This is a genomic window from Neotamlana sedimentorum, assembly GCF_000943565.1.
Classification (GTDB): domain Bacteria; phylum Bacteroidota; class Bacteroidia; order Flavobacteriales; family Flavobacteriaceae; genus Neotamlana; species Neotamlana sedimentorum.
Genome location: NZ_JTDW01000004.1, coordinates 406,435 through 432,757, shown reverse-complemented (window position 1 = coordinate 432,757; position 26,323 = coordinate 406,435). Strand labels below are relative to the sequence as shown.

Here is a 26,323-nt window from a genome sequence, read left to right as displayed (position 1 = left end):
TCTAAATTTAGATCATGAAAAAACTAATCCTAACAATCACATTATTATCAATCTTAAACTGTAATAATAGTTCAAAACAAAAGATTGAAACAACACAAGAAAATAGAGAAAAGCCAGAACTTGCAGAAGCTCCAAAACTTAACTTAGAACAAGCCAATAAATTGGCCGAATTACCTCTACATTGTATAAACATTGAGTACCCGAATAGACTTTCGCAAACTTTGGGTGGCGATAGCGATTTAAAATCACCGAGTACATTGCACCCTGCATTTTATGGGTGTTTCGATTGGCATTCATCGGTACACGGGCATTGGAGTTTAGTTTCGTTATTAAAGTATTTTCCTGAAATTGAAAAATCCGAAGCCATTAAAGAGCGTTTACTAAACAATATTTCAGAAGAAAATATTGCAAAAGAAATTGAATATTTTCAAGGTAAACACAATAAAAACTACGAGCGTACTTACGGTTGGGCATGGTTATTAAAATTAGCCGAAGAATTACATACTTGGGATAGCGAAACAGCTCGAACTTTAGAGAGCAACTTGCAACCATTAACCCAATTAATCGTAGAAAAGTATATTGCTTTTTTACCTAAATTGAATTATGCACAACGTGTTGGAACACACACCAACACCGCTTTCGGACTAAATTTCGCCTACGATTATGCCGATACAGTAAATAACGAAGCCTTAAAAGCAGCGATTACAGAGCGCGCAAAATATTTTTATTTAAACGACCAAAATTGCCCGATGAGTTGGGAACCTAGCGGAAGTGATTTTTTATCGCCATGTTTAGAAGAAGCCGCTTTAATTAAGCGCTTGTTACCAGAAAATGAGTTTAAAATTTGGTTAAATGCTTTTTTACCTGAGCTTAAAAACAAAAATTATAATCTTGAAGTCGGTTTGGTTTCCGATAGAACCGATGGACATTTAGTGCATTTAGATGGTGTAAACTTTTCGCGAGCTTGGAATTTCTATAAAATATCACAAGGCTTACCAGAATATCAACATTTACAAAATGTAGCAAATTATCATATTAAACACTCGCTACCAAGCATTTTTGGTGACGATTATATGGGAAGTCATTGGTTAGGTAGTTTTGCAATTTATGCTTTGAATACAGCTAATGAAATTCAATAATTGGTTTAAAAATATAGGTCCAGGTCCATTAATTGCAGCTGCTTTTATTGGTCCTGGATCTGTAACCGTATGCACATTAGCTGGTGCGGGTTTTGGTTATGCTTTATTGTGGGCTTTAGTATTATCAATAGTTGCAACTATTGTGCTTCAAGAAATGTCTGCCAGATTAGGTATAATTACTCAAAAAGGCTTATCAGATATCATCAGAACAGAAATAAAGCATCCTTGGTTTAAAGGTTTTGTAATAGTTTTAATGCTATCGGCCATAGTTATTGGTAATGCGGCTTACGAAGCAGGGAATATTTCTGGTGGTGTTTTAGGCTTGCAAACTGTTTTAGGTAATCCTACAGTTAATGTTTTTGGATATTCAATTAATATTCTTAGTATCATTTTAGGAGGATTAGCCTTTGTTTTGCTGTATTTGGGTAATTATAAAATACTAGAACGTGTGCTTTTAGCTTTAGTCATTTTAATGAGTTTAGCTTTTCTGGTTTCAGCAATATTAACACAGCCGGATGTTGTATCTATTTTTAAAGGTGCTTTTGTTCCTAGTTTTCCAGATAATAGTTTGTTGTTAATTATAGGTTTAATTGGTACAACTGTAGTGCCGTATAATTTGTTTTTACATGCTTCTTTAGTGAAAGAAAAATGGAATAAAACATCCGATTTAGGTCTGGCTAAAAAAGATACTATAATTGCTGTCGTCCTAGGCGGCGTAGTATCAATGGCTATAATTGTTTCGGCCGCATCAATGCAAGGAAACAATATTAGCAATGCATCAGATTTAGCAAAAAGTTTAGAGCCTTTATTTGGTAGTTTTGCAAAATATTTTCTAGCTATTGGCTTATTTGCTGCAGGTTTAACAAGTGCAATTACAGCGCCTTTAGCAGCTGCTTATGTGGCTAGTGGGTGTTTTGGTTGGTCGTCTCATTTAAAAAGTAAAAAGTTTCAATCGGTCTGGGCAATCGTTTTAATTTTAGGTGTTATATTTTCATCAATAGGTATAAAACCTATCGATATTATAAAATTTGCTCAAGTTTCTAATGGAATTTTACTACCGTTTATGGCTGTAATTTTATTATGGTTAGTTAACAAATCATCAGTTTTAGGAGCATTTAAAAATTCATTAAAGCAAAATATATTGGCCATTTTAATTCTGTTAATTAGTATTTTACTTTCGGTAGCAACAATTAACAAAATATTCAACTTCAACTTATTTTAATGCAAAATATAATCGATATAAATGCCGATGTAGGTGAAGGAATAAACAACGAAGCGCAATTAATACCGCTAGTTTCGTCTTGTAATATTGCTTGTGGTGGTCATGCGGGCGATAAAGAAACGATGCAAACCGTTGTAAAACTAGCGAAACAACATCATGTTAAAATAGGCGCGCATCCATCGTATCCAGATAAAGAAAACTTTGGAAGAGTTATTGTTGACATGCCTTTTAATGATTTAGTTGCATCTTTAAAAAATCAAATTGAAATATTATTGAAGGTTGTTAAAGCTGAAGACGCTGCGTTACATCATATAAAACCTCACGGTGCACTTTATAATTATGCTGCAATTAACACCGAAGCAGCTACAGCTGTAGTTGAAGCAATGAAGCAATTATCTATTGCGGTTAAATTGTATGCGCCATATAAATCGGTTTTAGCAGATTTGGCTATTAAAAATAATATTGAAGTTGTTCTTGAAGCTTTTGCAGATAGAAATTATAATCCCGATTTAACTTTAGTGTCCAGAAACCAGGAAAATGCAGTTATTAAAGATGAAAAATTGGTGTTTAACCATGTTTATAAAATGTTTACTCAACAAAAAGTGTTAACTATAAAAAACACAGAAACACTAATAAAAGCACAAACATTTTGTGTGCATGGAGACAACCCTAAAGCCATACAATTAATAAAATATTTAACTACACAGTTAAAAAGTAAAGGCATATTTATAAGTTAGTTTATGAGTTATAATTTAACATATAAGCAATTTAACGAACGTTCCATTTTAATTGAATGGCCTAAAACCATTGATGAAGATATTTTAAATGATGTTTTACAATTTAAAGCGAAAATAAAAGCTTCAGAAATGTTTGAAATTACGGTGATAAAACACGCGTATCAATCCGTATTAATTCAGTTTAAAAATAACATTGCAGATGTTGAACGTTTAATAACTACGCTTAAAAGTATTTATCAATCTGAAAAAGAAATCATATCATTTCAAAATAAAATTTGGAAAATACCTGTGTGTTACGACCCGTTTTTTGGTATAGATTTAGCACATGTAGCAAACGAAAAAGGTCTATCTAGTGAAACGGTAATTGAAAAGCATTCGCAAGTTACTTACAAAGTCTATTTTATTGGTTTTTTACCAGGGTTTTTATATTTAGGCGGATTAGATGAAGCTTTAGAAACACCTCGAAAAGCGACACCACGTTTACAAATAGAAAAAGGATCTGTCGCAATTGGTGGAAATCAAACTGGAATTTACCCAAGCAATAGCCCTGGCGGTTGGAATATTATTGGGCAAACACCTATTAATTTTTTTAACGCAAATAAAAGTGAGCCTTGTTTTGCTAGAGCAGGAGATGGTATAAAGTTTATTCCGGTTTCTAAAAAAGAGTTTTTAGATATTAAAACTTTAGTTAAACATGATGTTTATATTATAGAAAGCGAGGTGATTAATGATTAAAGTAATAAATAGAGGTTTATTTACCACTGTGCAAGACTTTGGTCGTGAAAACTATCAAGAATTTGGTGTGCCATTTTCTGGAGTCATGGATAGAAAAGCAGCCACTTTTGCTAATGCAATTTTGGGCAACAAACCTAATGCAGCTGTTTTAGAAATGACCATGCTAGGAGCAAAACTTCTGTTTACCAAACCAACATTAATGGCTATTTCTGGCGCAAACATGTCGCCTAGGTTAAATAACAAAGCCATTACTATAAATAAGGCTGTTGCTGTAAATTCAGGAGATATTTTGTCTTTTGGTAAACTACAAAAGGGGTTTAGGTGTTATTTAGCAGTTTTAGGCGGAATAAAATCTAATAAAGTATTGGGAAGTCAATCGATGTATTCTGGTATCACAAAAACATATGTTTTAGAAAATAATGATGAACTAGAGTTTGATGATTTAAACACTAGCTTTAAACCTGCATTCGCTTCCATTAAGTTTAATGATGCCTATCTAGAAAATCCCAATATAAACGTGTTTAAAGGTCCCGAGTTTAATTTACTAACCAAGGAACAGCAACGTCAATTATTATCGCAAGAATTTAGTATTTCAAAAGATAATAACCGTATGGCATATCAATTAAACGAAGTTCTTCCTAATAATTTAAAACCCATTATAACATCTTTAGTTTTACCAGGTACGGTGCAATTAACACCAGCAGGAAAACTCATTATTTTAATGCGCGATTGCCAAACCACAGGTGGTTATCCCAGAGTTTTACAGCTTAGCGAAGCTTCAATTAGTGTTTTATCTCAGAAATTTACTCAGCAAAAAATTACTTTCAACTTAAAATATTAGGTTACATCATTTTTTCCGACTTTTAAAATAAACGAACCATCATGTCTTATAAAAATATCATCATTTTAATTATTACTTGTTTAGCTTTTAGTTGTAAAACAGAACAACCTAATGCTAACGAAATTATAAATACATCAATATTAAAATCTGGAGGCGAAAAACTTAAAAATGCGGTTCTAGACTTCGATTTTAGAGACAAGCATTACAAAGCAAAACGGGCAGGAGGTAAGTTTGAGTTTCAGCGTGTTTTTAACGATTCTACAGGTGTAGTAAAGGATGTTTTAAACAACTCTGGTTTTAAAAGATATATTAATGATACTTTAGTTGAGGTTGATAAAAAGAAGGCCGATGCTTATTCAAGCTCTGTGAATTCTGTACATTATTTTTCGGTGTTGCCTTATGGTTTAAATGATGAGGCTGTGAATAAAAAGTTTTTAGCTGAAACTGAAATTAAAGGTGAAACTTACTATAAAATAAAAGTAACATTTAATGAAGAAGGCGGTGGTGAAGATTTTGATGATGAGTTTATTTATTGGATAAATAAGAACACATTTTTTGTTGATTACTTAGCCTATTCGTACGCTGAAGCTACCGGAAGAGGTTATAGGTTTAGAGAAGCTTATAACGAACGGTTTATAAATAAAATTAGGTTTGTAAATTACACTAATTACAAACCTAATTTAAATGATGTTTTAATTGAAAATTTAGACGTTCTATTCGAAAAAAACGAATTAACAGAAGTGTCTAAAATAGAACTAGAAAACGTACAAGTTGCGTTTTAAAATTTAACTTTATTTTCCGAATTTTGGGTAAAATCTCTTTCTTTACTTTCAGAGTTTTTATCTTCTAAATTATCAATATACTGTTTAAATATTTTAGAATTTCTTGCTTGTTGCGTTTTGTTAACCTGCATTACATTTGTTGAGGTTCCTACTAAATCGGCACCACTTTCAATGTATTTTAAAATAGACTCATAATCGTCAATTCCGCTTGATGCAATTATTTTTATTTTATTTTTTACAGTCTTTTTAATAATTTTCACAGCCGTTAATGTAGCACCACCTTTCGAAAATCCAGTTGAGGTTTTAATAAAATCTACTCGGGCATCTAAGCATATTTCGCAGGCCTTTATAATTTCATTTTTGGTTAATTCGGAAATTTCAATAGTTACTTTTAATGGTGTATTTCCAATAGCACGTTTTACTTCAAAAATATCTTTTAAAACCGATACATAATTTCTACTTTTTAAGTAACCTAGGTTTAGAACCATGTCAATTTCATCTGCACCATTGTTTAAAGCATTGGTTGCCTCGAAAACTTTGGTTTTAGTGTCGGAAAACCCAAAAGGAAATCCAACGGTAGCACAGGTTTTTATAGAGCTGTCAGCTAGCAATTGTTTGGCTAAAGGGACATAGCAACTGTTTATTGTAACTGCGTAATTCCCGTTTTTTCTGGCACTATAGCAATGATTTATAATTTCGTGCTCGGTAGTTGAGGGTTCTAAAAGGGTATAATCAATAAAATGTGATATATTCATTAGTTCTCTATAGGGTATTAATATTATAACGTATAACAGCAATACACTAGTATAGAATTACTAACTGATGATTTGCTATTATGATGCTAAATTAAAGATAAAAGGCAACCGTTTGTCGAAGATTGTTCATTTTTATTAACATCAGAATGTTGATTTATTTTTAGGATATTGTGGTTTTAGTACTTTGTGATAGTAATTTATTGATAATCAATAAGAGATATTGGTAAATTAAAAAAGTAATCGAATTCTTATAATTTAAAATTCGATTACTTTTAAGTGTGTTTTATCGAAAAATTAAAATTTCGCTAAACATAATATCTGTTTTTAAGCATTTTGAGTCACTAAATCACCTTGGTTTCTAAAAACCAATTGGTCATCAAAAGCATCTAATAAAATAATACTATCTGTGGTAACTTTACCAGCCAAAATTTCTTTACTAAGAGCATTGAGTACTTCTTTTTGAATAACTCGTTTTACAGGTCGCGCTCCGTATTCAGGATTGTAACCTTTATCTGCTAAATAATTTACGGCTTCTTGTGTTGCATCAAAAGTAATGCCTTGTTGTGCAATCATTTTTGTAACACTCTTAAGTTGTAAACCCACAATTTTAATGATATGGTCCTTGGTTAAAGGCGTAAACATAATAGTGTCGTCTATACGGTTTAAAAACTCAGGTCTAACGCTTTGTTTTAAAAGACCTAAAACATCAACTTTCGCAGCTTCTATAGCCGAATCTATATCTTTTGTAGCTTCAAAACGTTCTTGTATTATATTGCTTCCTATATTAGAAGTCATAATTATAATAGTGTTTTTAAAATCTGCTATGCGGCCTTTGTTATCGGTTAAATGACCTTCATCTAAAACTTGCAATAAGATATTAAATGTATCTGGATGCGCTTTTTCAATTTCATCGAGTAGTACGACAGAATAAGGTTTACGTCTCACTGCTTCAGTAAGTTGTCCGCCTTCGTCGTAACCAACATATCCTGGAGGTGCGCCAACCAAACGACTTACGGCATGACGTTCTTGGTATTCGCTCATATCAATTCTGGTCATCGCGTTTTCATCATCAAACAAATACTCGGCTAGGGCTTTTGCTAATTCGGTTTTACCAACGCCAGTAGTTCCTAAAAACAAGAAGGTTCCAATTGGTTTTTGCGGATTCTGTAAACCTGCGCGACTGCGTCGAACGGCATCACTTACAGCTTCAATGGCTTCTTCTTGCCCCACAACACGCTTATGTAATTCGTTTTCAAGATTTAGTAATTTTTCACGTTCGCTTTGCAGCATTTTTGTAACAGGAATACCTGTCCATTTAGCAACAACTTCGGCAATATCATCGTAAGTTACTTCTTCTTTAATTAACGAATTTTCAGCATGTTCTTGCAACTGCTTCTGGTAAATTTCAAGTTGTTCTTGGGCTTCTTTTATTTTTCCGTAGCGTAATTCTGCTACTTTGCCATAATCACCATCACGTTCTGCTTTTTCAGCTTCAAGTTTATAGTTTTCAATATCTTGTTTGGTGTTTTGTATATTATCAACTACTTCTTTTTCACTTTTCCACTTGGCATTGATGTCGTTACGTTGCTCTTTTAAATTGGCTAAATCGCTTCGTAAAATTTTTAATTTACTTTCATCTTTTTCACGTTTTATAGCTTCAATTTCAATTTCAAGCTGCATTATTTTTCTATCTAAAACATCTAATTCTTCTGGTTTCGAATTAATTTCCATGCGAAGTTTTGATGCCGCTTCATCCATTAAATCAATAGCTTTATCTGGTAAATATCGATTGGTAATGTATCGCGTAGATAACTCTACTGCGCCAATAATAGCTTCATCTTTTATACGCACTTTATGGTGTGTTTCGTATTTTTCTTTAATACCTCGAAGAATAGATATGGCGCTTTCGGTATCGGGTTCATCAACTATTACTTTTTGAAAACGACGCTCTAAGGCTTTATCTTTTTCAAAATATTTTTGATATTCATCTAAAGTGGTTGCACCAATAGCTCTAAGTTCGCCACGCGCAAGAGCTGGTTTTAAAATATTGGCAGCATCCATAGCACCTTGACCGCCACCAGCACCAACAAGCGTGTGTATTTCATCAATAAACAACACAATGTCGCCGTTACTTGTAGTTACTTCTTTTATTACCGATTTTAAACGCTCCTCAAATTCGCCTTTATATTTGGCTCCCGCAATGAGCGCGCCCATATCTAAAGCAAAAATTTGTTTTTCTTTTAGGTTTTCTGGTACGTCTCCGTCTATAATTCGGTGTGCTAAACCTTCGGCAATGGCTGTTTTACCAGTTCCAGGTTCACCAACTAAAATAGGATTGTTTTTGGTTCGACGGGATAAAATTTGAAGGATTCTTCTAATTTCTTCATCACGACCAATTACAGGATCTAACTTGCCGTCTTTTGCTAACTGATTTAGGTTTTTTGCATATTTTGATAACGAATTATAAGTGTCTTCCTGACTTTGCGAAGTAACATTTTCTCCTTTTCGAAGCTCTTCGATAGCCGCTTTTAAATGGTTTTCGGTAACACCTTGGTCTTTTAACATTTGAGCTATTTTACTCTTCGATTTAAAAATGGCTAATAACAAATGCTCAATCGAAACAAAGTCGTCGTTCATTTTTTTCGCAATAATCGAAGCTTCGTTCAGGCTTTTTCCTGCTTCGCGCGATAGCATGATGTCGGTTCCAGAAACTTTAGAGAAGCTTTCCAGTTGCTTGTCTAAAGCTTGCTGTAAAATGGAAGCATTAACATTTAATTTTTTTAATAAGAACGGTAAAACGTTTTCGTCTACCTCTAAAATTCCTTTAAAAAGGTGTTCGTTTTCAATTTGTTGATGCCCAAAACCTTGAGCAATTTGCTGCGCTTGTTGTATAGCTTCTTGCGATTTTATGGTATAATTATTAAAATTCATAGGTTTAAAATTTTATTTTCGCTGTACGCGGATTTTTTTTTCTTTTTCACAGAGTAAAAGTCAATAACCTTACCAATGCAAAAAGTAAGACATAATGACGTAAATTGCTTGAAAACATCTGACTTTTAGTCAGTTTGTAAGTTTTAGAGAAATAATCGACAATTATTATAATATAAAAATATAGAAGCTATTTATGGGATTATTTAATAAAATATTTGGAGGAACTAATGAAGAAAATGAGCAGAATGCACTGCCTTGGATTCCTTTAGACAATATAGAAACACTCGATATTATTGCTGAAAAATCGAAAACAAAACCACAAATTATTTTTAAACATTCTACGCGTTGTGGTATAAGTAGTATGGTTTTAAGAGGATTTAAAAACAGTTATAGTTTTAGCGAAGCACAAGCCGATTTATATTATTTGGATTTGTTGAATTACAGAAACGTTTCAGATGAAGTGGGATATAAATTTCAAGTTATGCACCAATCGCCTCAATTAATTGTAATTAAAAATGGGATAACTGTTGCTCACGATTCTCATGGCGCTATTAACGATTTAGACTTAGAGCAGTTTATATAAAACAGCACAAATTGGTTTCAAGTTATCTTTTTGTTTACGGAACATTGTTACAAAGTGCTAATAATGCCATGTCCAAATTTTTAATAGCGAATTCAACACACCTTGGTCGCGCATATTGTATTGGAAAACTTTATAAAATAACATGGTTTCCTGGGGCTGTTTTAAGCGAAAACCAAACTGAAAAAATTTATGGAACTTTGGTGAAGTTGCATGATGTTGAAAATGTTCTCGCGCATTTAGATGATTATGAAGGCTACAATAGTAATAATGCCACTTCTAGTTTATTTATCAGACAAAAAAATAGAATTTATACCGAAAAAGGGATTGATTATAATGCTTGGATGTATATTTACAACCAAAAAACAGATGAAGCTACACGCATTTTATCTGGCGATTTCTTAAACCATGGCGCATTTTAGTTTTAGCAATACTTTTTTTCATACTTTAAATTTAAAGAAGGCTCCGCAATTACCAGAAAAATTTACATTTCCGTTTTATTATACGCCTCATGAATTGAGTGTTTTGGCGGCTAAGGATTTACAAACTTATTTAGAAACCGCCGATTTAAATCATAATTTTGGGCTAAAAGCAAAGGCTGAAGGCTTAGTGATAGGTAAAATGTTTGGGGTTATGGTTGTGCAAAATCAGGACGGCGATTTGGGATATTTAGCGGCTTTTTCTGGAAAACTTGCAGAAAGCAATAAAGTTCCAGGGTTTGTGTCAACTGTTTTCGATACGCTCGATCCCGATGGGTTTTATAAAATAGGAGAGCAGGAGCTAAACGAAATTAATTATGAGATTGAATGTATTGAAACTTCCGATGGTTTTATTGAAATTAAAGCGCAAATAAAAAAGCTTTTAGCAAATTATGAAGCCGATTTACTGGCTTTAAAACAAACGATTAAAGAGGAGAAAGCTAAGCGTAAACAGTTAAGAATTACTGAAGCGGAAAAATTATCGGCTGAAGCTTACGAGGTTTTATTAGAAAAACTTAAAAATGAAAGCATTCAATACAACATTAAATTAAAGATGTTATGGGTTGGTTGCGAGAAAAAATTAGCTTTTTATAAATCAGCATTCTCGGAGTATGAAACGAAATTGGAGGATTTAAAAGAACGCCGAAAAACTAAATCGGCAGCGCTTCAAAAAAAAATACATCAACAATATAAATTTTTAAATGCAAGAGGCGAAACTAAAGATTTACTCGATATTTTTAAAAATACAACCTTACGTGTGCCACCAGCAGGAGCGGGTGAGTGTGCTGCGCCTAAACTGTTTCAGTTCGCCTACGAAAATAAGTTAAAACCTATTGCTATGGCAGAGTTTTGGTGGGGAGCTTCTCCAAAATCTGAGGTTAGAAAACACAAACAATTTTATCCGTCATGCCGAAGTAAATGTGAACCAATTTTAGGACATATGATGCATGGTTTACAGGTTGAAGATAATCCAATTCTAGAAGAAAAAAAACTCGATGAACCTTTAGAAATTGTATTTGAAGATGACTATTTATTGCTGCTTAATAAACCGCCCGAATTTTTATCGGTTCCGGGAAAAACGAGTTTGGCTTCGGTACAAACCAAAATGCAAGAATATTTACCAGATAATAAAGTGTTATTAGTGCATCGTTTAGATATGTCGACCTCGGGCATTTTGTTAATCGCTAAAAACGAACGAACTCATAAAAAGCTTCAGAAACAATTTATAAACCGAACAGTAAAAAAACGTTATGTTGCTATTTTAAACGGAGAAATCTCTCGAAAATTTGGTGAAATCGAATTACCACTTCGTGTCGATTTAGATAATCGTCCGCAACAATTAGTGTGTTACGAGCATGGAAAACTAGCAAAAACTATTTACAAAGTTGTAGAAGTTAGCAATGGCAAAACGCGGATTCATTTTTATCCAATTACAGGAAGAACCCACCAATTACGCGTACACGCAGCGCATAGTAATGGCTTAAACATACCAATTGTTGGAGATGATTTATACGGAACACACGATGAAAGACTCATGCTACATGCAGAGTATTTAGAGTTTGAACACCCCGTGAGTAAAACTAAAATGGCGATAACTTGTAAAGCGCCATTTTAAAACTGCTGATTAGCTAAAATATCTTTTAGTTTGAGTTTTAAATCTTCGCCAGTATCAAAAATCATTTTATAATTAATATATATATTAAATTGAAGAAAGCGTTTAATACTATTTCTTCTTAAAAACAGGAAGTAATTTAGTTGAAACTTCACCAAAACCAATTCTGGTGCCTTCTTTTTCACAATAGCCACGCATTATAACCGTATCGTTATCGTTAATAAATTTACGTTCACTACCGTCGGCCATTTTTATTGGGTTTTCACCTTTCCACGTAAGTTCTAACATCGAGCCATACGACTCTGGTGTTGGTCCCGAAATGGTTCCGCTTCCCATCATATCACCCGAATTAACTGGGCATCCATTTACGGTGTGGTGCGCTAATTGTTGTACCATATTCCAGTACATATATTTAAAGTTTGAGTTGCTCACTACCGTTTCTTTAGCACCTTGCGGTTGTATAGAAACCTCTAAATTTATATCGTAACTTTTTTTGCCTTTATATTTTAAATATTTTAATTGATTAGTTTTAGGTTTAGGGCTTTCAACACGATATGGCTCTAAAGCATCAAGTGTAACAATCCAAGGCGAAATAGACGAAGCAAAACTTTTAGCTAAAAATGGTCCTAAAGGCACATATTCCCATTTTTGAATATCGCGAGCGCTCCAATCGTTTAACAATACTAATCCGAAAATGTATTCTTCAGCTTCATCAATAGGAATGGGTTCACCTAAATCGTTAGCAGCGGTTGTAATAAATGCCATTTCTAATTCGAAATCTACTAATTTACTTGGTCCAAATACAGGTTCTGTGGCATCTCCAGGTAAGGTTTGCCCTTGCGGACGATGCACAGGAATGCCAGAAGGAATAACCGACGAGCTTCTGCCGTGGTAACCAACTGGAATATGTAACCAATTTGGAAGCAATGCATTTTCTGGATCTCTAAACATGCTACCCACGTTGGTTGCATGTTCTATGCTTGAGTAAAAATCTGTGAAATCACCTATTTGAACAGGTAATTGCATTTCAATTTCATCCAGTCTAAATAAAACAATTTCTTTATGTTTTTTGTTTTGTTTTAATATATCGTTATTGTCATCAAAAATTTCAGCAATTTTGTTTCGTACAGCACGCCAAGTTTTACGGCCATCGGCAATAAAATCGTTGAGCGTATCTTGTAGAAAAATATCATCAGTTAACGGGATATCATCAAAATAACCTAACTGATGTAAAGCTCCTAAATCTATAGCTGTATCACCAATTCGTGTACCAATTGTAATAATATCGTCACGTGTTAAAAACACTCCAAAAGGAATATTTTGAATTGGAAAATCTGAATTCTTATCGACGTGTAACCACGACTTTCTATCTGGATTGTTGGCTGAAAGTGACATAACTAAAAATATAAATATTATACAAATCTCTATTCAAACGTACATAAAATTTTCATTTTAATTGTTAAAATATGCTAAAAATTAAAATTTATCAAAAAGTTAATAAATTGGTTAAAAACTTAAAGGGAATTATGAGTTTTTTGGCTCTTATAACTAATGTATTTTCTATTTTTGCACTTCAATAAAAAAGAAACAAAAAGATTATGCAACGCGACGAACAAATTTTTGAACTTATACAAGCCGAAAAGGAGCGCCAACTTCATGGTATAGAACTTATCGCATCAGAGAATTTTGTAAGTGAACAAGTTATGGAAGCTGCTGGTTCGGTTTTAACTAATAAATATGCCGAAGGGTACCCCGGTAAGCGCTATTATGGTGGGTGTGAAGTGGTAGATGAAGTTGAACAAATTGCTATCGATAGAGCTAAAACCTTGTTTGGAGCCGAATATGTAAATGTTCAGCCGCACTCTGGAAGTCAAGCAAATACAGCTGTTTATCATGCGTGTTTAAAGCCAGGTGATAAAATTCTTGGTTTCGATTTATCTCACGGTGGTCACTTAACACATGGGTCTCCAGTAAACTTTTCTGGTAAATTATATAGTCCTGTTTTTTATGGCGTTGAGCAAGAAACAGGTGTTTTAAACTATGATAAAATTCAAGAGATTGCAACCAAAGAACAGCCAAAATTAATTATTGCTGGTGCTTCTGCTTATTCTCGTGATATTGATTTTGAACGTTTTAGAGTAATTGCAGATAGTGTAGGTGCTATTTTATTGGCCGATATTTCGCATCCTGCTGGTTTAATTGCTAAAGGTATTTTAAACGATCCGTTACCACATTGTCATATTGTTACAACAACAACACATAAAACGTTACGTGGACCACGTGGTGGAATGATTATGATGGGGAAAGATTTTGAGAACCCTTTTGGAATTACTTTAAAAAATGGAAGCTTACGTAAAATGTCGTCACTTTTAGATTCTGCCGTTTTCCCAGGAAATCAAGGTGGACCGTTAGAACACATTATTGCAGCGAAAGCAATTGCATTTGGTGAGGCTTTAACAGACGATTTTTTAAACTACCAATTACAAGTTAAGAAAAATGCCAATGCTATGGCGAATGCTCTTGTAGCTAAAGATTATAACATTATTTCGGGTGGTACAGATAACCACATGATGCTTATCGATTTAAGAAATAAAAATGTATCTGGTAAAGATGCGGAACAAGCTTTGGTAAAAGCAGATATCACTGCCAATAAAAATATGGTTCCTTTTGATGATAAATCGCCATTTGTAACGTCTGGTATTCGTTTAGGAGCTGCTGCTGTTACAACAAGAGGTTTAAAAGAAACCGATATGACTGCTATTGTTGATTTAATTGATGAAGTTATTACAAACTTTGAAGATGAAGCAACCTTAGAAGCTGTAAAAGCTAAAGTTAATGCTATGATGAAAGACAAACCGTTGTTTGTTTAATTTTACTTGTATATAGATAATAAAAAAGTGCTGCTGAAAAGCAGGACTTTTTTTTATTTAAATATTTTTTTAGTCTTTCAATTTTAACTTTTAGCCTTCTTAAATAACGGAATACGGTAACTTAAAAAATAGCTGTATCCGGCACCAATTAGGCCACTATCGTAAGTTTTTCCATAACCAGGAATGTAGAGTACTTCAAAATTATCGATACTAGATTCGCTAGCCAAAAACTTTAATTGTACGTTTGCTCCTAAATACAAATTAGTTAAAAGTTCTACTTTAAAACCAAGCATAATTTCACCCCAAAAAGCGGTCAACCCGCTGTATTCTGTAGCGTCGGTCGATGTAAGTTGAGGCGTCCAATATTGATCTGTTGTATAAATAGTAAAATTATTTATTGTTTGGTTAAAAGTACTTGCGCCAACACGAAAGCCAAAATATACCAAGTTGTCCATATCGAGCCAATTTTGGTAAACATTTAAATCGATACCCGCTTTTAAATACGATCCTTTGCTTGTAACATCCAGATAATCCGAAATGGTTGTTTTGTCTTCAAAACCTAGTTCTCCAGCAATGTAAAAGTTTGGTTTAAGTCTGTAATCTGCTAAAATTTCAAAACCCTTGTAATCGTCGTCTAAGTACGAACGTAATATTTTACTTAAGTCAATACCAGCGCGTAAACCATACTTTAATTTAACAGCGGTAGAATCGGATGTTTTAATTACCGTATCGTTCGTTTTTTTTATTAGTTCTTTTTCCGGTTTTGGTTTTGGCGGATTTTGATTGTTTTGCGCTTGGGTTTTTACGCAAATAACTAACAAAGAAAACGCTATACTAATGTGTAATGCTAAAGTGTGCTTCATCTTCGTCATCAATAATTTGATCGTCTGTTAAAGGTGTTCTAGATAGCAACCAGTTATCGTCGTCTGGTTCTATAGTTAGGGTTATGTTTGTATAAATGGTTCGGTAACCGCAGGCTCTAGATACATATTCTTCCGAAAGTACGTAGCCAACAGTAATCGTGTCTCGGTTACTGCCTGTGTAAAAATCGTCGGTGTCGTCATCTTCGGTGCCGTTATCATCTAAATATGCATCCGATATTAATACAAACTGAGTTGGTGATTCATGGGTTTTTAAAGGTAAAACCAACTGGTTTACATCAACAATTTCGTAGTCTGTTAGAACGCTGTCGGTGTTGCTGCCAATACCATAGATAAGTAAATCGAATGCGAATTCTAAATCTTCAGGGCTAGAGGCATCGTATAAATCAATAACTAAACTTGGTGTTGTAGCAGTGCCATCAGCGCAAATATCATCTTTTTCACAACTTATGGCTAAAACAACAATTAGTATTATAAAAATTACGGTTTTCTTCATAATTTATTTCTCGAATAAAACTACAGTTTCAATGTGTGCTGTATGCGGAAACTGGTCTACTAAACTAATTTTTTTTATTTGATAACCTGCTAGCATAAGTTGTTCGGTATCTCGAGCTTGCGTAGCAGGGTTACAAGATACATAAACCAAACGTTCTGCATTTAGGTTTATTATTTTATTTAAGGTTTTAGGCGCAATACCTGCACGAGCAGGATCTAAAACAATGGTTTCAATTTTGTTTTTATATTCGGGGTGTTCGCTTAAAAACTTGCCCACATCGGCGGCATAAAACTTTAAGCCTTCAATGTTGTTTCGTTTGGCGTTTTCTTTAGCATCTTCGATAGCAGAAGCTACAATATCGACACCTACAATTTTAGTATTATTGGCTTTATTGGCAATAATTTGTCCAATGGTTCCGGTGCCGCAAAACAAATCTAGCACCACAGAATTATCTACAGACTCCTGTTTTTCAAGTACATATTCTACCACTTTACTGTATAGTTTTTCGGCACTTTTAGGATTGGTTTGAAAAAAGCTTTTCATGCTAATTTCGAAGTTTAGTCCTAATAATTCTTCAACTATTTTATCTTCACCATAAATTAACTTAATGCTTCCAGATGTGGCAATGGTACGGTCGCCAATTTCGTCGTTTATTGTATGTAAAAAGCCTGCAACTCGATCGCCAAATAGTTCCGTTAAATACTCGGCAAATTTGTTTAAACTAAACTTTGGTAAATCGTAAGACGTAGTTACTAGGTTAAATAATAACATGTTGGTTTTATAAGATTTTCGAACTACAAAATACCTAAAAAAACCTTCTTTTTTTGGCGCGTGCCAAGGTGCTAAACCTGTATTTTGGCAGTATGCTCTTATGTTTTTAAGGTTGTTTTCAAGTTGACCATCAAATAAACCAGAATCGTTATTTAAGTTATCGCCACACCACCATGTACCTCGTTTTTTAAATCCTAGGGTAAACTCGTCTACGTCTGTTTTTAATTCATGATTGTAACCAATGGCAGAAAAGCCATATTCCATTTTATTACGGTAATGAAAGGTGTTTGGCGAGTTAATAAATTCATCGAATTTGTCTTCGATATCTGTCACCTTACCAATGCGCTTAAACAATTCGAGCGTACTTTGTTTTTTATACTCGTGTTGTTTTTCGATGGGTAATTTTATGTAAGGCGCACCAGGAATATCTTGGTACGGACTATCAATTTCGTCGTCTGATGATTTTAAAACTTCAAACAGTTTACACTCGGCGTATTTTTTGCTTGTTTTTTTTATCTGAGCTTTAACTAATTGTCCTGGTAGTGTATTTGGTACAAAAACTACAAATTCACCATGCTCATTCCTAATACGGCCAATACCTTTGCCTCCAAAGGCGTAGTCTTCGATTAGTATTTCGATGACTTGTCCGCGTTTTACAAATTTATTTCGTTCTCTTCTTGGCATGCTGCAAAAGTAATGAAGCCATTGCGATTTTTATATTTTGGTTTACTAATTTTTTTTAATACTGAAGTTTTAAATATTTATCGCAAGTTTTCGTGCAAAGGATTGAAACGGCATCCTTTTTTGTTGTACAGATGTAAGTTTAAATAATTGATTTTGAATTGTTTTTAAAACTTTTGTTAAGTTGAAACATTAATACAAAAAAGATATAGTGTAAAGCCTGACACTATTATTTGCCGAAAAAATAATAGGGTTGCACCCAAAAAAATACGAATATTTAGTAAATTGCGCATCTATCCAGGGATGATTTCTCTCCCACGCTGCTTTTTCGCCCCGAAACTTGTCGGGAATTCGAAAGAATAAAGGTACAGAAGGAATTTATTTTACAATTTAAATTCAATTAAGATGGCTGTTTTAGAGCAATTAACGTCGCAACAAGCGATAGATTTAGAAAACGAGTATGGAGCGCACAATTACCACCCGTTGCCTGTGGTTTTAACAAAAGGTGAAGGTGTGTATGTTTGGGATGTGGAAGGGAAGCAGTATTTCGATTTTTTATCGGCATATTCTGCGGTAAACCAAGGACATTGTCACCCAAAAATTGTGGGCGCTATGGTAGAGCAAGCGCAAAAATTAACCTTAACATCGCGTGCATTTTACAATGATATGTTAGGGAAGTACGAGAAATTTGCTTGCGAATTTTTTGGTTTTGATAAGTTATTACCAATGAATACAGGTGCAGAAGCAGTGGAAACAGCTTTGAAAATTTGTAGAAAATGGGCATACGAGGTTAAAGGTATTGATGAAAATGAAGCTGAAATTGTGGTTTGTAAAAACAATTTTCATGGACGTACAACAACTATAATTTCATTTAGTAACGATCCCGTTGCTCGTAAAAACTTTGGACCGTATACTAACGGTTTTATAAAAATAGATTACGATAATTTAGAGCAGCTTGAAACTACATTTAAAAACAATAAAAATATTGCTGGTTTTTTAGTTGAACCTATACAAGGTGAAGCTGGTGTTTACGTGCCAACCGAAGGTTATTTAACTAAAGCTAAAGCACTTTGCGAAAAATACAATGTACTTTTTATTGCAGATGAAGTACAAACTGGTATTGCAAGAACAGGAAAGTTATTAGCAGTTAATCATGAAAATGTTACGCCCGATGTTTTAATTTTAGGAAAGGCTATTAGCGGCGGAGTTTATCCGGTTTCGGCTGTTTTGGCCAATAACAATGTTATGAATGTTATAAAACCTGGAAATCACGGTAGTACTTTTGGTGGTAACCCTGTGGCTGCGGCTGTAGCTATTGCTGCTCTTGAGGTTGTAAAAGATGAAAAACTAGCCGAAAATGCTGAAGTTTTAGGTGAATTGTTCCGTGCTGAAATAAATAAATATATTGAAACGAGTGGTATTGTTAACTTAGTTCGCGGAAAAGGTTTATTAAACGCTATTGTAATTAATGATGATGAAGACAGCGATACAGCTTGGAATATTTGTTTAGCCCTTCGCGATAACGGATTGCTAGCTAAACCAACTCATGGTAATATTATTAGGTTTGCGCCGCCACTTGTAATGAACGAAATACAGTTACGCGAGTGTGTAGCTATTATTGTAAAAACATTAAAAACGTTTGAATAAAAAAAGGCACCCTTTTGGGTGCTTTTTTTTTAAAAGATATAATTGGCGTTGTTATTATTGATTTTGTGATTGCCATTGTTCCATCATTTCCTGTGATTGTTGTATTAATTCATCCCAACCAATTGTTGATATTCTGTATACCGTAATAATTAAATAAAGTACGTTAATAATTAAAATTATTAAGGCAACTATTTTAGCAGTATTCATAGATTTTATACTAACTTGATCATAATTTTCTGGATTAAGTTTAGCCTCTTTAATTTTATTTTGTGCAATGTAGAAGGCTATTCCAGATAAAATAAACCCAGAACCGCCAATACAGCAGCATAATAAGCCAATTAAAGCTAAAACATATACAATTGTTGGGTTAAGTTTTTGTTGTTCCATATAAGTGTTAATTTAATAGTTTTATTATGTAGCTAATTAAAATAATTGCAATTGTAATATTAGCAAGTGGATTAATAATTCGGTTGGCAAAATTAAATTTAAAGAAAAAGTTTATTAAAATAAAGGAAAATAAAGTTACAAGCAAATAAATGGCAGGATACATGTGGAATGCATCGGTAAATTCTCCTTTAAAAATTAAAAGGGTAGCACGTTGAATTCCACAACCAGGACAGTCTATACCTAAAAATTTTTTAGCAAGGCAAGGAAGCATATATTTTTCCATAACTAATTTTTAGATGTTAAATGTAATGAAAACTAAAAAAAAGAAAAATGCCAAAAACTTATTTATTATGCTTTATAGCTATTTTTTTACCTAGAATTTTTTGATTATCTAGCGTTATTTTTACAACATAAATGCCGTCACTAATATTTCTGGTATTATAACTATATTCCGATTTTGCTTCAGAAATATTATAATTTAAAATTTGTTTCCCATAAATATCAAAAACTCTTAAGCTTTCAATTTTAAGTAAACTCGGGTTTGAAATATTAAGTTCGGCGGTACGGTTGTTTTGATTAATGTTTAAGTGGTTAAAACCGACCTTTTCTTCGGTATTTAAAGACTTTTTATTGAAAGTAATCTCAAATCGGTCGTGGTATTCTCCTGCGTTAAGCGTTATGTTAAAAGTGTTATTTATAATATCTATAAATTCTCCATTCTCTTTATCGAGTAAAAAGACTTCCATATTATTTGGTGTATTATAAATTTCATTTACAGTTATTGAAAATGTACTATTATTATTTTTAGCTATAAGTCCAAAAGGAATTGTGGTGTTAACGTTATAAGTAATGGATTTTATTGAAAGATGCTTTCCTTCAGAAATTAAATAAGCATCAGAATTTAAGTTATTAATATTAATTGCATCAAAAAACTTATTATAAGTGTTATTGTTTGGTGTGGCATCTCGTAAGGCAATAACATTTTCTTTATAATAGGTATTATTAACTTTGGTGTGAATACGTATTTCAGGAACAACGGTTGGATTTTCAAAAATACTTTTATAATCTATTCCATTATGAGAAATAGGATGTTTAATAGTACTATTTGCTTTGGAATTTGTGTTTTTGGCAAATACAGAGCCATTTCCTAAAGGATTAGAGTCTTCACTAAACGCTATGCGCATAGCGTTTGTAAATTCGGCATAACCACCATTAACATTACTAGCAATAATAAAACCTTGACCTACTGCAGCATATCTTCTAGAGTTATTAGTAGTATAATCTGTAGTATTTCCGGTTGCACCTGTGCCATCAGTTCCATCGTTATTATAGCTTATAAAAGGAGCAATAACATAGGTTCCGTTGTCACTTAAATCGGCTGGGTCTCCGGGAATGTAAGTAGCATAACCACCTTCGTAATCTTGTAAATAATGAGAAAATTTTGGCTCTTGTTCCCAAAAAAATAATTGCGGACTTAGAACTGTTTGGTTATTGGAATTAACAAAAAACAACTTTAAATCTATGGCCGAAGGGTAGGGGTTTCCTGTTAGTGTTTCAGCGTAGTTTGGAAGTCCCGAAGGTTGATCATCTATACCGTCAAAAGAGCAGCTTACCGTAATTGTACCATTGTTTGGACGTCCTCTAAAATCTAAGACATTGTTTACATTTGGACTTCCTTTTAAGGTAAAACCATATCCAGCCTCTATATCTCCAGTATTAAACACCTGCTGCCAGTTGTAATATCCTTCTGCATTTTTTAAAGTATAAATCCAGTAGCTAGAAAGTTCGGTTGTCGTACTGTTATAATTTGTAGTGTAGCTGTAAGCCAGTGAATTAACATTGCTAACATCTGTGTCATCTATCGGGTCATAAATATTACTTCCATTAAAGTCGGAATTAATCTTTACAGTTCCATCTGTACCTAAGCCTACGGGTGAGCAAAAATAGTTGTATTCGTAAACATTTGTGGTTTGATTTTGATAAATAGATAAAGAACCAGCATCAGAGTTTTTAATATCATTATTTTGCGTTAATTGAGCATCGCCGCGCAAGTAGATATATGATGTTGCTGTTTCTAACCTAATATCATTATTTACAAAAATATTTATATCGTTAGAAAAAAGGTAGCTATTATCGGCGATATACAAATCTTGAGAATACGACAAACTAGAGAGGCCAATCCATATTATTAAAGTTAGAAGTTTTTGCATACATTAATTTTTATTGTAAATTAAATATACGCATAATACTTTGAAATTATTGAAAACTTATGGTTTTAACTTTTCAGAATAAGAGTTTAGACGAATTAATTTCATAGATTTTCAATATGGCTTACATTTGTATTCAATATTATTAACATGAAGTATTTAAATTATATTTTAATAATTATAGGAGCTGTAATTGCAATGTATGCAAAGGCAGGGGCAAATCAAAACCAGATTATATTAATAGTGGGCATTGTTTTATTGATGGTTGGTGCTTACCGTGTTTCTAGAACAATTTCTAGTAAAATTATAGATGACTCTGATAAATTTGATGAAGATAAAAATTAAATAAAATGAATTTTAAGCTAGGTGATATGGTTATGGTTTTAGATGAAGACTTGCAGGGCACTGTAAAAAAAGTTTTAGGACAAACGATTACTATTGAAACGGCAGATGGATTTTTAATAGATTTTAACGCATCAGATTTAATAAAGCAAAAAAACGAACTTAGTAAGCAATCTTTAACTTCAAATTTTAGTTTAGCTCAAAAGGAAGAAAAAAAACGTAAAGCATCTCCTGTAAAAAAGGGTAAAGCTAAATTTGAGCCAACCATGGAGGTCGATTTGCATATTCATCAATTAGTGCCATCTACTCGTGGTATGACCAATCATGATATGCTAACCTTGCAATTAGATACAGCAAGACGCAAGTTAGATTTTGCCATAGCCAAACGCATACAAAAAATTGTATTTATTCATGGTGTAGGCGAGGGCGTATTAAAATTAGAACTAGAATACTTGTTTGGCAGATACGATAATGTAAAATACTACGATGCCAATTATCAAAAGTATGGTTTAGGCGCTACCGAGGTTTACATTTTTCAGAACCCTAATTAAAATCTGGAGTTGTAGTTACAGAATCAGGACCTTCAGTCATATAGCCAAAATCTAGAGTGTCTTGAGACAGTATGCTCAAACCAATTTCTTTTATATCTAAAGTAATATAGTAACTTTTGTAATACGTGTTGGAGCGATATGCCGTAGCAGGAACTGTGTTTTTTACTAGATCGTTTAAATAATCTGGGATTACACCGTCTGTTAGGTCGTTGGTTGGGTTTTGGTCTGTAGAGTCGTTTTCTTCATCTCTGGTTAAAACGCCATCGTCATCATCGTCATCATCTAAGTAATCTGGTATGCCATCGTCATCGGTATCTTGAGCATCGCTTAAATCGCCATCACCATCTGGATCTGGGTTTTCATCGGCTGTTAAAACATTGTCGCCATCATCATCTGCATCAAGATAGTTTGGTATGCCATCGCCATCGGTGTCGTCATTTGTTAAATCGCCATCACCGTCAAGGTCTTCTAAATCTGAATCTATATCATCGTCATCATAAGCTGTTAATACCGTTAAAATATCTACTAAAACATCATCGGTTTCATCAATATTAATGTTGAGATTAGTTGGTATTTCGTTACAAAAAATATCATCAATACTGGTATCGTAATAACTTCTATAAGTAAACGAAGCATCTTCATCTTCAATAAATAAAGTGTCATTAGCCCCTACATCAAGAAGATCGTCTAAATCGTAACGAGAAATAAGTAACGACATGGTTTCCGATGGGTCACTTTTAGATTTGTATAATACTAAATCGCTAACGCCTTCGCAGTATTCGAAATCTTCATCGAATTCAAATTCGAAATCAAGAATATCGCCATCGTCACAAGACAAAAGCGTAAAAAGGCTAATTGATAAAATATATAGAAAAAGCTTACGCATAAATTGAATTTTTAAGCAAAAATAATAGAATTGTTATTTATAACGTCACTTAACGATAATAATTTTATTTAAAGTATTTTTGTTGACTATTTGAAGAGAAAATTCGATTATTACCATGATTAAAAAGGTTTATTTTGATAATGCCGCAACTACAAAAGTACACGATATTGTTGTTGATGCAATGAGTACGGTTTTAAAATCTAATTATGGAAACGCTTCGTCTACACATAGTTTTGGAAGATCTTCGAAAGTTTTATTAGAAACCTGTAGAAAAACAATTGCGAAGTATTTAAACGCCGAAGCAGGGGAAATTGTTTTTACCTCGGGCGGTACCGAAGGAAATAATTTAATATTACAAAGTGCTGTTAAAAACTTAAAAGTTGGTCATATAATTACATCTAAAATTGAGCATCACGCTGTATTAAATACAGTTGAAGCCTTGGAGAAAAATAATGATGTAAAGGTGAGTTATGTACGAGTTGATAGCCAAGGTAAAATTGACTTAACGCATCTTGAAACCTTATTGCAAACCGAAGTGAAAACTTTAGTTAGTTTAATGCATATTAATAATGAAATAGGAACTGTTTTAAACTTAAAAACGGTTGCTAATTTATGTCGTGAAAACCACGGTTTATTTCATACTGATGCTGTGCAAGCTGTTGGACATTATGCTTTAGATTTAAAAGCTATTCCTGTTGATTTTTTAGTGGCTTCGGCACATAAATTTCATGGACCTAAAGGTGTAGGATTTGTTTTTATTAGAAGAAATTCAAATTTACAACCCATCATTTTTGGAGGTGAACAAGAACGTGGATTACGTGCTGGCACAGAGAGTTTGCATAATGTTATCGGTATGGAAACTGCTTTAAAAATAGCTTATGATAATTTAGATAAATATTCAAAATATATTTTAGAAATTAAAGAATACTTTATAAAAAGTTTAGAAAGCAAAATACCTAATGTAGAGTTTAACGGGGTTAGTAGAGATTTAAATAATAGTAGTTACACTATATTAAACGTACGATTACCAAATTTAGATGGAAAGTCGAATATGATTTTGTTTCAGCTCGATTTAAAAGGTGTAGCTTGTTCTAGAGGTAGCGCGTGCCAAAGTGGAAGTACAATAAAATCGCATGTTTTAACCGAAATTTTAAATGATAGAGAGTTGCAAAAGGCATCCCTTCGATTTTCTTTTAGTTCCTATAATACAAAAGAAGAAATAGATTATGTAGTTAAAATTATAGAGGAATTGTGTTGATTTTATGTTAAAAATCTTTCTAATTCATTTTTATGTATGAAAAATCGCTATATTAGTTAGGATTTATTTATACTTAACGATGTTATGAAGACGTTTTTGCATCCCTTTCTTATTATATTATTTTTAGTATTTATTTTTAATGAAACTTATGCACAGGTAGGAATAGGTACAACTAATCCGAATGCATCTTCAATTTTAGACATAGAATCTACTACCCAAGGTGTTTTAACCCCACGAATGACATCTTTACAAAGACTTGCTATAGTCTCTCCTGCAGAAGGGCTTTTGGTGTTTGATTTAGACGAAGATGCTTTTTATTATTACGACGCAACTGCTACTAATTGGGTTAAACTTGAAGGTGTGGTTATGAGAGATAATTACAAATTAGTAAAAAGTGTAGCTGATTTAGCAGATGAATTAACGGTTGGTGGTAATATAGAATATGAACTTTCAACTAACACATATTATGAAATAAACGGAACAATCAATTTAGGTGTACCCATTAATTTAAATGGAGCTTATATAGCAGGCGAAGATACAAATGAAGATAAACTTGTAAGTACTGGCATAATATTTTCAGGCACAACAGGAGGTTCTATTAGAAATTTAACTTTAACCACTACAGGTGCTGTTTTTAGTTTAAATGGTTCTGGTTCAGAAAACCTAATATTTAGAGATAGTTTTGTTATAAATTCCGGTAGTGTAGGTACAATTTCAAACTTTAATTTAGTTTTTGTAAGCACAACGCAATTTTTATTTAATACGGTAGGCATAACCTACACAAACATTAATCAACTATTATTAAATACATTGGGTTGGGATGAAAGCAATGGTGGAATTTACGAAACATATGTAGGTACTTTCGATGTTATAACAAAGCAAGGTGGTTTTAGTGAAGTAATTGGTGCTACAGCTGCGATAGACGTAACAGGCATAACGTCGACTACTGGTAGTTATTCCATAAGGACGGTAGATTTTTATGGTGGTGGTAACTATATTAATGGCAGTTCTCCTTATACTGGGTATAATTTTACTCGAGACTGGGATGTTGATAGCCCGGGAATACCTGTAGAAACTGATGGCGTTGCCTCTGGTAATTTTTATTATGACGGTAGTTTAACTACAGGTTTTACACAAACTATTAATTCGACTAATACAGATTACGAAGTGGAGTCAGCATTACCTTCTTTTACAGCAAATAGTTTATTCAGGTTTACGAGTGCCGGAGGCGACAATAGGCTTGTTTACGATGGTGTTAAGGAAAGAGAGTTTAACATTAACACATCTATGTCGGTAAGAGTTTCTGGGGCAAACGGTAATTTTTACGCCTTCTATTTAGTAAAAAACGGAACAGCTTTAATTGAATCTAACTCGATAATTGAAATTAATAGTAGTTCTCAAATTCAAAGTATATCTTTAAATGCTAATGTAAGCTTAGCCAATGGAGATTACATTGAAGTTCATGTTCAACGCTTAACAGGTAGTGGTACAGACACGTTAGCCGTATTTTCTGAAAATTTAAGTATTAATTAG

General features: G+C 33.2%; 25 protein-coding genes. 15 read left to right on the top strand and 10 right to left on the bottom strand.

What is annotated here, in order from left to right:
* Positions 1–14: 14 nt before the first annotated feature.
* Genes PW52_RS06790 through PW52_RS06765 form a run of 6 tightly spaced genes read left to right on the top strand, consistent with a single transcriptional unit; the run spans position 15 to position 5,456 of the window.
* A complete protein-coding gene (locus PW52_RS06790; protein ID WP_044632162.1) occupies positions 15–1,139 on the top strand; it encodes a DUF2891 domain-containing protein in 1,125 nt (374 codons plus the stop codon).
* Positions 1,126–2,361: an Nramp family divalent metal transporter gene (locus PW52_RS06785; protein WP_044632161.1), complete on the top strand. Its 1,236-nt coding sequence runs from the start codon at positions 1,126–1,128 to the stop codon at positions 2,359–2,361. Before PW52_RS06790 ends, PW52_RS06785 begins: the two co-directional genes overlap by 14 nt.
* Complete coding sequence (gene pxpA / locus PW52_RS06780; RefSeq protein ID WP_044632160.1) at positions 2,361–3,098, top strand: 5-oxoprolinase subunit PxpA; 738 nt, start codon at positions 2,361–2,363, stop codon at positions 3,096–3,098. The genes PW52_RS06785 and pxpA overlap by 1 nt, the downstream gene beginning before the upstream one ends.
* Before the next feature lie 3 nt (positions 3,099–3,101).
* The gene (pxpB, locus tag PW52_RS06775) at positions 3,102–3,833 is read left to right on the top strand and encodes a 5-oxoprolinase subunit PxpB (protein ID WP_044632159.1); all 732 of its coding nucleotides are present in this window, start codon (positions 3,102–3,104) and stop codon (positions 3,831–3,833) included.
* On the top strand, positions 3,826–4,674 hold the full coding sequence (locus tag PW52_RS06770; RefSeq protein ID WP_044632158.1) for a 5-oxoprolinase subunit C family protein: 849 nt from the start codon (positions 3,826–3,828) through the stop codon (positions 4,672–4,674). The genes pxpB and PW52_RS06770 overlap by 8 nt, the downstream gene beginning before the upstream one ends.
* Positions 4,675–4,715: 41 nt before the next feature.
* Positions 4,716–5,456 carry a DUF6503 family protein gene (locus PW52_RS06765; protein ID WP_044632157.1) on the top strand — a complete coding sequence of 247 codons (741 nt, stop codon included), beginning with the start codon at positions 4,716–4,718 and terminating at the stop codon, positions 5,454–5,456.
* Here the strand turns inward: PW52_RS06765 and deoC are convergent.
* Together deoC and clpB are read right to left on the bottom strand one after the other, a co-directional pair.
* Positions 5,453–6,211 (bottom strand): deoxyribose-phosphate aldolase, encoded by a 759-nt coding sequence (deoC, locus tag PW52_RS06760; protein ID WP_044632156.1) that lies wholly within the window; start codon positions 6,209–6,211, stop codon positions 5,453–5,455. The two genes, PW52_RS06765 and deoC, sit on opposite strands and share 4 nt — an antisense overlap.
* Positions 6,212–6,535: 324 nt before the next feature.
* Positions 6,536–9,142: an ATP-dependent chaperone ClpB gene (clpB, locus tag PW52_RS06755; RefSeq protein ID WP_044632155.1), complete on the bottom strand. Its 2,607-nt coding sequence runs from the start codon at positions 9,140–9,142 to the stop codon at positions 6,536–6,538.
* 193 nt (positions 9,143–9,335) lie between these two features.
* Here clpB and ytxJ point away from each other — a divergent pair, with 193 nt between their 5' ends.
* The 3 genes from ytxJ to PW52_RS06740 are packed head-to-tail and all read left to right on the top strand — an operon-like array spanning position 9,336 to position 11,816.
* Positions 9,336–9,725, top strand: a complete 390-nt coding sequence (ytxJ, locus tag PW52_RS06750) for a bacillithiol system redox-active protein YtxJ (protein WP_044632154.1) — start codon at positions 9,336–9,338, stop codon at positions 9,723–9,725.
* Between the two features lie 11 nt (positions 9,726–9,736).
* The gene (locus PW52_RS06745) at positions 9,737–10,144 is read left to right on the top strand and encodes a gamma-glutamylcyclotransferase family protein (RefSeq protein WP_044632153.1); all 408 of its coding nucleotides are present in this window, start codon (positions 9,737–9,739) and stop codon (positions 10,142–10,144) included.
* Positions 10,131–11,816, top strand: a complete 1,686-nt coding sequence (locus PW52_RS06740) for an RluA family pseudouridine synthase (protein WP_044632152.1) — start codon at positions 10,131–10,133, stop codon at positions 11,814–11,816. The genes PW52_RS06745 and PW52_RS06740 overlap by 14 nt, the downstream gene beginning before the upstream one ends.
* 108 nt (positions 11,817–11,924) lie before the next feature.
* Here the strand turns inward: PW52_RS06740 and fahA are convergent, their stop codons facing one another.
* On the bottom strand, positions 11,925–13,208 hold the full coding sequence (gene fahA, locus PW52_RS06735) for a fumarylacetoacetase (RefSeq protein ID WP_044632151.1): 1,284 nt from the start codon (positions 13,206–13,208) through the stop codon (positions 11,925–11,927).
* A gap of 203 nt (positions 13,209–13,411) precedes the next feature.
* Between fahA and glyA the strand changes: the two genes are divergently transcribed.
* The gene (glyA, locus tag PW52_RS06730; RefSeq protein ID WP_044632150.1) at positions 13,412–14,683 is read left to right on the top strand and encodes a serine hydroxymethyltransferase; all 1,272 of its coding nucleotides are present in this window, start codon (positions 13,412–13,414) and stop codon (positions 14,681–14,683) included.
* Between the two features lie 83 nt (positions 14,684–14,766).
* Here glyA and PW52_RS06725 read toward each other — a convergent pair whose 3' ends face one another.
* The 3 genes from PW52_RS06725 to rlmD are packed head-to-tail and all read right to left on the bottom strand — an operon-like array spanning position 14,767 to position 17,515.
* Entirely contained in the window at positions 14,767–15,546 is a 780-nt protein-coding gene (locus tag PW52_RS06725; RefSeq protein WP_240475156.1) for a DUF6048 family protein, read from the bottom strand.
* A complete protein-coding gene (locus tag PW52_RS06720; protein WP_044632149.1) occupies positions 15,518–16,060 on the bottom strand; it encodes a DUF6452 family protein in 543 nt (180 codons plus the stop codon). Before PW52_RS06720 ends, PW52_RS06725 begins: the two co-directional genes overlap by 29 nt.
* 3 nt (positions 16,061–16,063) lie before the next feature.
* On the bottom strand, positions 16,064–17,515 hold the full coding sequence (gene rlmD / locus PW52_RS06715; protein ID WP_044632148.1) for a 23S rRNA (uracil(1939)-C(5))-methyltransferase RlmD: 1,452 nt from the start codon (positions 17,513–17,515) through the stop codon (positions 16,064–16,066).
* A gap of 402 nt (positions 17,516–17,917) precedes the next feature.
* Here rlmD and rocD point away from each other — a divergent pair, with 402 nt between their 5' ends.
* Positions 17,918–19,159: an ornithine--oxo-acid transaminase gene (rocD, locus tag PW52_RS06710; RefSeq protein WP_044632147.1), complete on the top strand. Its 1,242-nt coding sequence runs from the start codon at positions 17,918–17,920 to the stop codon at positions 19,157–19,159.
* A gap of 54 nt (positions 19,160–19,213) precedes the next feature.
* Here rocD and PW52_RS06705 read toward each other — a convergent pair whose 3' ends face one another.
* From PW52_RS06705 to PW52_RS06695, 3 genes are read right to left on the bottom strand one after another with little or no spacing between them, the layout of a single operon-like run.
* The gene (locus PW52_RS06705; protein ID WP_044632146.1) at positions 19,214–19,546 is read right to left on the bottom strand and encodes a CCC motif membrane protein; all 333 of its coding nucleotides are present in this window, start codon (positions 19,544–19,546) and stop codon (positions 19,214–19,216) included.
* 7 nt (positions 19,547–19,553) lie between these two features.
* The gene (locus PW52_RS06700; RefSeq protein ID WP_044632145.1) at positions 19,554–19,829 is read right to left on the bottom strand and encodes a DUF2752 domain-containing protein; all 276 of its coding nucleotides are present in this window, start codon (positions 19,827–19,829) and stop codon (positions 19,554–19,556) included.
* 58 nt (positions 19,830–19,887) lie between these two features.
* Positions 19,888–21,756: a T9SS type A sorting domain-containing protein gene (locus PW52_RS06695; RefSeq protein ID WP_044632144.1), complete on the bottom strand. Its 1,869-nt coding sequence runs from the start codon at positions 21,754–21,756 to the stop codon at positions 19,888–19,890.
* Positions 21,757–21,903: 147 nt separating this feature from the next.
* Between PW52_RS06695 and PW52_RS06690 the strand changes: the two genes are divergently transcribed.
* Together PW52_RS06690 and PW52_RS06685 are read left to right on the top strand one after the other, a co-directional pair.
* Positions 21,904–22,098 (top strand): hypothetical protein, encoded by a 195-nt coding sequence (locus tag PW52_RS06690; protein WP_044632143.1) that lies wholly within the window; start codon positions 21,904–21,906, stop codon positions 22,096–22,098.
* Positions 22,099–22,103: 5 nt separating this feature from the next.
* A complete protein-coding gene (locus PW52_RS06685; protein WP_044632142.1) occupies positions 22,104–22,646 on the top strand; it encodes a Smr/MutS family protein in 543 nt (180 codons plus the stop codon).
* On the opposite strand, the gene PW52_RS06680 is transcribed toward PW52_RS06685, so the two are convergent.
* Positions 22,639–23,532 (bottom strand): hypothetical protein, encoded by an 894-nt coding sequence (locus PW52_RS06680; RefSeq protein WP_044632141.1) that lies wholly within the window; start codon positions 23,530–23,532, stop codon positions 22,639–22,641. The genes PW52_RS06685 and PW52_RS06680 overlap by 8 nt on opposite strands.
* A 118-nt stretch (positions 23,533–23,650) precedes the next feature.
* On the opposite strand from PW52_RS06680, the gene PW52_RS06675 reads away from it, so the two are divergent.
* Both PW52_RS06675 and PW52_RS06670 read left to right on the top strand, forming a co-directional pair.
* Positions 23,651–24,790, top strand: coding sequence for a cysteine desulfurase family protein (locus PW52_RS06675; RefSeq protein ID WP_044632260.1), 1,140 nt, complete (start codon positions 23,651–23,653; stop codon positions 24,788–24,790).
* An 84-nt stretch (positions 24,791–24,874) separates the two neighbouring features.
* A complete protein-coding gene (locus PW52_RS06670; protein WP_044632140.1) occupies positions 24,875–26,323 on the top strand; it encodes a hypothetical protein in 1,449 nt (482 codons plus the stop codon).